Source organism: Marinomonas rhodophyticola (assembly GCF_026113935.1).
GTDB lineage: Bacteria > Pseudomonadota > Gammaproteobacteria > Pseudomonadales > Marinomonadaceae > Marinomonas > Marinomonas rhodophyticola.
In genome coordinates this window covers 1-6,223 of the sequence record NZ_JAPEUL010000008.1, presented here as the reverse complement: position 1 = coordinate 6,223, position 6,223 = coordinate 1, and the positions used below count along the sequence as shown (strand labels likewise).

The following is a 6,223-nucleotide window of genomic DNA, read 5'->3' as shown; positions in this document are numbered from 1 at the left end:
TGATATAGCAACAATAGAAGGTTTGCGCGAGTCAACCACTATGGTACTTGCTGGTTTAACAGCACGTGAGGCCAAAGTGTTGCGCATGCGTTTTGGTATCGACATGAATACAGACCATACTCTTGAAGAGGTCGGTAAGCAATTTGACGTGACGCGTGAACGTATCCGTCAAATCGAAGCCAAAGCACTACGTAAACTACGCCACCCTAGTCGCTCAGAGCACCTAAGAAGCTTCTTAGACGATTGATAAATCGAGCACAAAAAAACCGCTGCCATAAACAGCGGTTTTTTTATAACTAAAAATTGCTAAAAAAGCCTATTAGAACAAGCATAAGCAACAAAACTGTCATACACTCTAATTAGAGTATGGATAAAGACAGTGAGGTTCAACTTGCCACAAAACCATAATCGCCATCATTTCAATACAATGCTCCAGCCTTCTTTGGTGAATCAAACTGCCAATCAAACAACACTTACCAAATTACGGTTCACCCTGTTACTTTTCACTAAACCAAACACTCAATTCTTCAATTATTATCTAAGCACTAGGCGTTTCGTTCGTTTCTTCCCTATTCAAAAGCAAGCTTCATGTTCATTGCAGGAGTAATATTCTATGGAAAAAATCTACGTTCTCGACACGAATGTGCTATTGCACGATCCATTGGCAATTTATGCTTTTGCCGAACACAAAGTCGTCATTCCTATGACCGTCCTAGAAGAATTAGATGTTATCAAAGATAGGAGAGACAAAGACGTTAGTAGAGAAGCTCGAGTAGCTATCAACACCATCGACAAAATAGTGGGTGATGCCTCCCCTCGAGACCTACAAGCTGGCGTCCCCATTCGCATTATCAATAATGAAACAGATCAGGAGCAATCTAAACGCGTCGAAGGCTCTTTGGCCATCTATCCAGACCAACAAATCACCCTAACCGATAATATCCCATTTTTAAATGGCAACCATGATCACGCCAATGATAATCGCATCATCAATGTTGGCTTAAGCTTACAAGCAACACACCCTCGCTCCTCTGTTTGCCTTGTGACAAAAGACATCAACATGCGCATCAAGGCAAAAGGCTCAGGACTAGAACGAGTCGAAGACTATCGTAAAGATAAGGTTCTTGACGATCTAGATCTAATGAGTAAGGGCTATATTCAGTTTTCAGGCAGTTTTTGGTCCACCATTGAAAGCGTTAAAACAGAAGCTCATGGCCGCCACACGGTCCATGTGATTAATAAAAGCCATCTACCCAATATCTATTTCAATATGTTTGTCATTGACGATGAAGACTTCATTGGCTTTGTGGTCAACCTTGACCAAGAACACGTCTACCTACTCGATATCAATAAACAGCATCTGATGAATCAAAACTTCTGGGGCATTCTACCCCGCAATCTAGAGCAAGCCATGGCATTTTACTTATTGCGCCATGACAACTCAGATCTTATGGTAATGACAGGACCTGCTGGCTCAGGTAAAACACTATTAGCCCTAGCTTATGGACTACAAGTCACCATGGAGGAAAAACGCTTTAATAAGATTATCGTTGCTAGATCCACGCCCCCCATGGCAGAAGACATAGGTTTCTTACCAGGCACAGAAGAAGAAAAAATGGCACCATGGTTGGCAGCCTTTGACGATAACTTAGAAATTTTGCATGGTGCTGACGAACATTCTTTTAGCAGCATTGACTACGTAAAACAAAAAGCCAACATTCAATTTAAATCTTTGAACTTTATGCGTGGCCGATCGTTTAATAATGCTTTGATCATCATCGACGAAGCACAAGGACTAACACAATTCCAACTCAAATCCATCGTGACGCGAGTCGGCAGCAACTCAAAAATTATCGTGCTAGGCAATTTGGCACAAATTGATAACAAGTACATCACCCCACTAACCTCAGGATTAACTTACCTAGTGGAGAAAACAAAATCCTTTAAATACGCCAGCATCATGCACGTCAATGGTATAGAAAGAAGCCGACTTGCCGAATTTGCTGAAGAGAATTTATGAGTTTTTAGGTCGAAAAAAGGGGAAGAGCAAATGCTCTTCCCCTTTTCATATTGCTACCAGCGCATTAAATCACTCAGAACCTAAGCAACGGATTTCGCCAACTCGGTAATCTCATCCCACTTACCGGCACGCACTAAATCAGTTGGTACAATCCAAGAACCACCCACACATAGCACATTTGGTAAAGCTAGATATTCACGGAAGTTATCCGCACCAATACCACCCGTCGGGCAAAACTTAATCTGTGGCAATGGACCACCAAATGCTTTCAGCGCTTTCACCCCACCATTCACTTCAGCAGGGAAGAATTTAAAACGGTCATAGCCGTATTCCATACCAAGCAAAATATCAGAGATAGTCGCTACGGCTGGTAAGTAAGGTACATCGTACTCTTTACCCACCGCCAATAGATCTGGCGTCATCCCTGGGCTAATAATAAACTGAGAGCCAGCTTCAATGGCTTGAATATATTGTGCACGTGAACAAACTGTCCCTGCTCCAACAATCGCCTCTGGTACTTCCTTACGAAGTGCCGTAATAGCCTCTAGGGCAGCAGGCGTACGCAAGGTTACTTCTAAAACAGGCACGCCACCGGCAACAAGGGCCTTACCCAATGCAACCGCTTGCTCAACACTATCAACAACGATGACAGGAACAACAGAAGTGGCTGTCATTACCTGTTCAGCGGTATATGAAGTAGTCATTTTATTTTCCTTTTATTAAGACTTAATAATCATGCCAATTACGGCCGTCTTTGATCGGCAATGCCATCGAGGCTGCAGGCCCCCAAGAGCCGGAAGCGTATTCTTTTGGACGCTCACTGGTTTGGTTCCATGCAGACATAATACCGTCCACCCATTTCCAAGCCGCCTCTACTTCATCGTAGCGCATAAACAAAGTCGCATCGTTGCGCATAACATCAAGCAATAATCGCTCGTAAGCTTCCGGACTACGCTTATCATTAAAAGCTTCAGTCAAACTCAAGTTCAAATCAACAGGCTGAAGAAGCATGCCCTCACTCACGCCTGGAACCTTATTCATTACAGTTAAAGAGATTTTCTCTTCTGGCTGAAGACGAATGATCAACTGGTTACGTTGCAATTGACGGTTGCTTTCGTCACTAAAGATACTATGTGGCACCGCTTTGTATTGAATAACAATTTCAGAATAACGCTGACCTAAGCGTTTACCCGTTCTAAGATAAAAAGGCACGCCAGCCCAACGCCAGTTATCAATATCCGCACGCAAAGCAACAAAGGTTTCTGTTCGAGAGTCAGGATTACTGCCTTCTTCATCGAAATACCCTTTTACCTCTTTGCCTTTGATCATACCCTTCGCATATTGACCACGAACGGTCTTGGTATAAGCATTTGCTCCAGCAATAGGACGCAATGCTTTCAATACCTTGATTTTTTCATCGCGCACGGAGTCAGCGTCCATTCGACCTGGTGGCTCCATCGCAACCAAGCACAATAGCTGGATCAGGTGATTTTGCACCATATCACGCATAGCCCCGAGCATTATCGTAATAACCCCAACGCCCTTCTACACCCACCGTTTCAGAAACGGTAATCTGCACATTATCAATATGCGCACTATCCCATAAAGGTTCAAACAGAGTGTTACCAAAACGTATCGCTAATAAGTTTTGCACTGTCTCTTTGCCAAGATAGTGATCGATACGGAAGGCCTGCTGCTCATTGAAGTTCTTCATTACTTCATCGTTAATTGCACGAGAAGATGCCAAATCTCGACCAAGCGGCTTTTCTAGAACAACACGCATACGCTCTGCATTCAAACCGTGGGCCGCTAACGAAGAACAAATCGAACCAAATAAATCTGGTGACGTTGCAAGGTAAAAAACAACATCACGATTATCACCACCCACTTGGTGATCATTTAATCGTGAAAAATCCGACGCTTCTTGTGCATCGACTGACACATAACTCAAACGCTCTTTAAAACGCGGCCATGTTTTTTCATCACCAACACTGGAAGGCACAAACTCATCAAGCGCGGCTCGAATTTTTGTCTGGTATTCCGCTGTACTTACTTCTCGTCTCGAAGCACCAATAATACGTGTCGTTGGAGCAAGCAAACCATCCATATCCAAATGGTACAAAGCAGGCAATAACTTACGCATTGCAAGATCACCACCGCCACCGAAAATTACAACATCACAGGCTTTTAAACTGGCCTTCATATTCTTTCTCCAACTATTTAGGCTTTCGACACAAGATGAGACGCATAACAAGCACATCCCATCAGCCCTGGGTATTCAGACATTACGACAAACGTCGGAATAGGTGAGACAAATTCTTTCATGCGCCCCTTATCTTGCATTGCGTCACGAAAACCACTTTTCAGGATTTCATTAACATAACGTGGCACAATCCCCCCTGCAATATAAACACCACCACGGGACTCAACCGATAGGACAAGATCACCAATCACTCGCCCAAGAAACACAAAGAACTGTTCTAGTGCAGCTTTGGCTATAGGGTCGTTACCTTCCTTTAAGGCATCACCAATTTCAGGTGCTGTTAAACGTTTTTCAATCCCTTGTCGCTGCGCCATAGCCTCGTATATATTTTCAAGACCCATTCCCGATAGCACACGCTCCGCCGACACGCGTTTATGACGAGTGCGTAAGAATTTCAAAATATCGTCTTCGAGGTCATTACAAGCAGACAAATCCACATGTCCACCCTCCCCAGGCAACACCATATTAGGGCCGTTGTCTTGAGGTACAACACAAGAAATACCTAACCCAGTTCCCGCTCCTACTACCCAGCATGGTGCTTTTGGATCCACTGTGGCGTTTTCACCCAACACCACCATATCGCTTTTAGGTAAAACCTCTAAGCTGTAACCCACAGCATCAAAGTCATTGAGCAAGGCAACGGGTTTATCGTCACCAAAATAAGATTGCACTTCGGCACGAGTAAAATGCCAAGGATTGTTAGAAAAGCGTATAACCGCTTGATTGACAGGACCTGCAATGGCAAGAACGACAGCGTCAATATTTTCCATATCAACACTACAATGCTCTATATAATCGGCCGCAGCGTCGAAAAAATTGGCATAATTCTTACAAGGGAGCACTCTAATTTCAAGAGGCTCATACTGATGGATAGGAACCAAAGCAAAACGTGCATTCGTTCCACCAAGATCGGCGATTAAAGCATGGGACATAGACGAACCCTATTTAATTTTTTTGAAATTTTACAACAAAATTGAGGGGAAAAATACCGCAACCCTGAAAAAACAGTCGCCAGAATGTAATAAAATTACAATTCTACCTGAGTCTGTTTAAAAATTTAAATACCTTAGTCGGCACTAATCTTTTACGGTTATTTTTATAATCATAAAGACGCTCATCCGCTATTTTTAGCAGGTGCTTGTAGTTATTTGGCCTATCAGACATTACACTGGCGCCACCATAACTGATCGTAATCGGCACAAGATTCGATTTATACCTTAATGGATTAGATTGAAGGTATTCCTGAATGGATTCAGCAACCATAATGGATTGCTCATAACTTTTACCAAGCATCACAAACACAAATTCATCGCCAGCAAAACGAAACGCCAACCCTTGCTTATGAACATATTTTAACAACCGCTTGGCAATGTATTCTAACACCTCATCGCCACAATTATGTCCCAAGGTATCATTGATCGACTTAAAAGCATCGCAATCGATAAATACAACCGTCAGATCACGCTCTTGTAACTTAGACCGAGCAAACTCACGCTCCAACATCAACTCAAGCTGCCGACGATTTAATAGGCCGGTTAACGGATCCCGAGTAGCTAAATACTCAAGCTTCTCTCTTGCTGTCACGTTACTGAGACAGATTGAAATTTTGATGGCAAGCTGGTCAAGTAAAAAAGTGTCTTTGGTCATCGCATCATAACGAGTGCTGTCCGAGTCGGCCTGACAAAACAGACCAACTAACTCACCGTCAATCGTCAGCGGAGAAATTGCCACAGAAGAAATAATATCACGATAAACAGTCGGAATGATCTCCCAACAACGACTCAGATTTGTATTTACTAATACCGTTTTATTACTGGCTTTAATAATATCAATCATAGATCGACGTCTAGTAAACAATACCCGATCACGTAAATCAGGCATTTTCTCTAGGCTTTCTATGAGATGGGACAAGGGCGCTTCATTGATTAAGTTCACCCATA

5 protein-coding genes and 1 pseudogene are annotated in these 6,223 nt (G+C 43.0%); 2 read left to right on the top strand and 4 right to left on the bottom strand.

What is annotated here, in order from left to right; all coding sequences use genetic code 11:
- Positions 1 to 247, top strand: a 247-nt coding sequence (locus ONZ52_RS14325; RefSeq protein WP_321160341.1) for a sigma factor-like helix-turn-helix DNA-binding protein, incomplete at its 5' end; no start/stop codon positions are given.
- A gap of 366 nt (positions 248 to 613) precedes the next feature.
- Positions 614 to 2,020: a PhoH family protein gene (locus tag ONZ52_RS14320; RefSeq protein WP_265218390.1), complete on the top strand. Its 1,407-nt coding sequence runs from the start codon at positions 614 to 616 to the stop codon at positions 2,018 to 2,020.
- A gap of 80 nt (positions 2,021 to 2,100) precedes the next feature.
- Here the strand turns inward: ONZ52_RS14320 and ONZ52_RS14315 are convergent, their stop codons facing one another.
- From ONZ52_RS14315 to ONZ52_RS14300, 4 genes and pseudogenes are all read right to left on the bottom strand, one after another.
- Positions 2,101 to 2,724: a bifunctional 4-hydroxy-2-oxoglutarate aldolase/2-dehydro-3-deoxy-phosphogluconate aldolase gene (locus tag ONZ52_RS14315; RefSeq protein WP_265218389.1), complete on the bottom strand. Its 624-nt coding sequence runs from the start codon at positions 2,722 to 2,724 to the stop codon at positions 2,101 to 2,103.
- Between the two features lie 22 nt (positions 2,725 to 2,746).
- Positions 2,747 to 4,223, bottom strand: a pseudogene (zwf, locus tag ONZ52_RS14310) (glucose-6-phosphate dehydrogenase).
- A 17-nt stretch (positions 4,224 to 4,240) separates the two neighbouring features.
- The gene (gene glk, locus ONZ52_RS14305) at positions 4,241 to 5,215 is read right to left on the bottom strand and encodes a glucokinase (RefSeq protein ID WP_265218388.1); all 975 of its coding nucleotides are present in this window, start codon (positions 5,213 to 5,215) and stop codon (positions 4,241 to 4,243) included.
- A 103-nt stretch (positions 5,216 to 5,318) separates the two neighbouring features.
- A partial coding sequence (locus ONZ52_RS14300) for a GGDEF domain-containing protein (protein ID WP_265219433.1) occupies positions 5,319 to 6,223 on the bottom strand: 905 nt, incomplete at its 5' end.